Below are 3,551 nucleotides of genomic sequence, written 5' to 3' on the forward strand. Positions count from 1 at the left end.
GTCGCTCGCCGCCTACTGCCAACGAATTAATGACTCAGGACACTAGTGCACCAAACCCGTGTACAGCAAGCGGGGCGGTGAGGCCGCCCGGCTCTCGCACCACGTCCGGCGTCTTGCCGGCCTGGAACCCAGCACCTTGACCGAGGTCCGGTGCGGGCCGCAGATCCGTTCCGGTCATCGGGACGGCACTCCGGGTGAGGTGCTGAACGCCCCGTTCAGCGGACCATTTTCGGCTTCACTCCGATATCGCACGCACACGCGCTGTGAGGATCCGCTGCATGAGATGGATCAGACTGACGATCGCCGTGGCCATGGCGCTCGCCGGCGTGGTCGCGGTCGTGCCGGCGGCTCCTGCCTCCGCCGCGACCGCCGCCCCGACACGGTGTGGCGCGTTCGCCGTGGACGTCCCGATCGCCAAGCGCTGGGCCGCCCTGCGCGGCGAACGCGGCGTGCTCGGCTGCCCGACCGCCAACGCGGTGGACGTGCCGAACCCGCGCGGCAAGCTGCAGACCTTCGAGAACGGCGAGATCGCGTTCTCGCCCACGCACGGCCAGGACATGGTCATCGCCGTCTACCGGCGCGGCGCCGAGGTCACCGTCGACTGGGCGCAGATGGACGGCCCGGAGCACCCGAGCTGGGTGGTGCGGTGGAGCTACAACGGCATCGCGGTGGGTGAGCAGGGCGTCTCGTTCAAGCACCCGCGCGAGGGCATCTTCACGACCACCGTCGCCCAGGGAGCCGGACGGTACGAGTTCACCGTCGAGGGCTACGACAACCAGACGCACTCCGACCGCGGCCAGACCGTCGCCGTCGGCATCACGATCCCCGACTACCACGAGAAGCCGAGCAACTGCTTCGTTGCCGTCGGTACCGCACTGCTGCAGAACTGGCACGAGTTCGGCGGGCGTGACGGTCGGCTCAGCTGCCCGGTCGACTCCGCGGTGGAGACCAACCTCGCGCCGGGCGTGCGTGGTGTGCGGCAGCCGTTCGAGAACGGCGTGCTGACGAGGGTCCTCGACGCGACGCAGCCCGGAGTGATCTCCGCGGTCGCCGCCGGGAACGACGTGCTCGTGCAGTGGGGCCGCAAGAACACGAAGTACCGCGGGTTCCTGGTGAAGGTCACCGACGGCACGATCAAGGGCGAGTACTACACACCGGTCGACACGTTGCACGGCGGGTTGCGGTCGGAGGGCTCGCTGGTCGTGCCCGGAAGCGGTGACTTCAGCGTGTCGGTCTACGGCTGCGGGCTGAGCACTCCCGGTTTGCCGCCGCCAGGCTGCACGACCTATGTCGCCAGCACCTGGGCGCTGATCCGGCCGACCTGGAACACCGAGCTCGACAAGGCCACCACGGCCGACCCCGAGCAGAGCCTGCTCACCCTCGACCGCAGGCGCGCGGCCGCCGTGCAGCACTACGCCTGCTCGCACATGGTCGAGGCCAACGGCCCGTCCTACGGCGACATGTTCGACCTGTACAACGGCTGGCGCGCCGGTGAGGACCTCGGCGCACTGCTCACCGCACATCTGGAGATGGTGCGGATCAAGGGCCCCGACTTCACCTGCCCGCGCCAGAAACCGAGCCTGGACTACGTGAACGAGGTGCTGCGCAACATCATGCCGCACGACGTCGGTACCAGCTGGGACCGCGTGGAGTTCGGCCCGTTCAACTGCGACGCCCGTTTCGGCGACTTCGACTCGTTCCAGAAGTCCCTGCCCGCGGTGATGTTCCGCTACCGGGACCTGCTCAGGCCCGAGACCTTCTGGCACGTCATGGACCGGCTGATGTACGTGCGCGGTCCCGCCGACGACTTCAACGAGAAGCGCGAGCTGTGCCGGGGCATCATCATCCCGGAGTCGGAGAACCACCGGCTGATGATCGAGACCACCAAGTACCTCGCGAACGACCTGTGGCTGCCGGTCGGCAACGACCAGCGCTACAACAACGCCACCAACGGGCAACGCGACTACATCCTCAGAATGCTGCACGAGTTCGCGAAGCACGACTTCATGGAGTACAACGCGCGGGTCTACACGCGGTACTCGTTGCACGCGCTGATGAACCTCTACGACTACGCGCGCGACCCGCTCGTGCGTGACGCCGCCAGAGCGATCCTGGACTACAGCACCACGAAGTTCTCGTTGTCCAGCAACGGACTGCGCCGCGCGGGACCGTTCCGGCGCACGACCAACAACACCGACGAGAACAACAAGACGTGGTTCAAGGGCGGTTCCGACCCGCTGACGGCCTTCTTCCTGATGTGGACCGGCTACCGGCCCTCCGACCAGGACTGGCAGCAGTCGCCGTGGCTGGTCGAGCCGGACGAGCAGGGCAAGGGTGGCTGGCGGGCCCGTGACCTGATCCCCGAGTGGTACTCGGTCGAATCGGTGATCGTCTCCACGACTCGCTACCTGCCGCCGCGCACCGCGATCCGCAAGGCGATGGTCCGCGACGCGACGTTCCAGGCGTCCTTCTACCACGGTGAGGGACGGCCGAAGGTGCCGTTCTCACCGGACTTCGCGTCTCCCGGGGTGGAGATCTACTCGCAGTCGCCGTCGTTCCAGCTCTCGGCCGGTGGCGCGTGGCTCAACAGCGGCTACGGCAACGACGAGATCTACGAGAAGATGGGGAAGAACGAGAACTACGGTGCGCCGCAGTCGACCACGCTGATGCCGACGCGGAACCTGCCCAACACCGGTCCGAACAACGAGATCGGCCAGGCGGTGGTCAGGAACAACCTGATCCGGTTCGACGGCACGCAGATGGGCGACAAGCCGGACAAGCGCGGGATGGTCAACACCTGTGTGGACGGCGGCTTCGCCTGTGGTACGAACTTCGTCGTCCCGGAGATGTACAAGGCGTGCGGGGACAAGGTCGAGAGGGAACGGTGGCTGTTCCTCGACCTCGACACGGCCAAGTGCGGCAAGCTCGGGTTCGTCGTGGCGCTGCGGTTCTCCGACCACGACGGCAAACGCGACGGCTTCCTGTACGCGGTGGAGAAGGCGAAGGTGCCCAACCTCGCCGGGTGGGCGGACAAGATCGTCGCCGACAACGCGTTCCAGCCCGCGGTGTTCGGCATGGGCGAGTTCCACGTGTTCAAGTCGCCCGACAACGGCTCGTACGTCTTCACCGTGCTGCGCAAGGCCCAGGACATGGTCCACCAGCCGATGATCATCCAGGCCGGTGAGCGCAAGATCGAGGACCTGCGGTTCAACGGTCTGGCACGCAGCCCGTGGCTCTACAGCGACATGAACAACGGGTACCTGGAGATCCGCAACCCCGACTGCGACTCGCGCACCGTCTACGACTTCCGCGCCGCGCTGTCGCCGCAGTCCAAGACCTACGAGTGGGGCAGGTGCGACACGGCCGCCGCGAGCCGGCTGGTCACGGAGGCGACGGCGTTGTGGAGCCAGGGCAAGCGGGACGAGGCCGTAGCGAAGTCCGTCCAGGCGGTCGGCATCTGGCGCGAGTACGCGGCCGAGAACCCTGCGAGCGCGCCGGGTCTTTACGAGTACATCCGCTCCACCGTCGCCACCTACCTGCAGCAGACCGGC

At 67.1% G+C, this 3,551-nt stretch carries 1 protein-coding gene; it reads left to right on the forward strand.

Annotated elements, in window-relative coordinates; translation table 11 throughout:
• Window positions 1–278: 278 nt before the first annotated feature.
• A partial coding sequence (locus UK23_RS49610; protein WP_156213892.1) for an LGFP repeat-containing protein occupies window positions 279–3,551 on the forward strand: 3,273 nt, incomplete at its 3' end.

This window comes from Lentzea aerocolonigenes (assembly GCF_000955955.1).
Taxonomy (GTDB): domain Bacteria; phylum Actinomycetota; class Actinomycetes; order Mycobacteriales; family Pseudonocardiaceae; genus Lentzea; species Lentzea aerocolonigenes_A.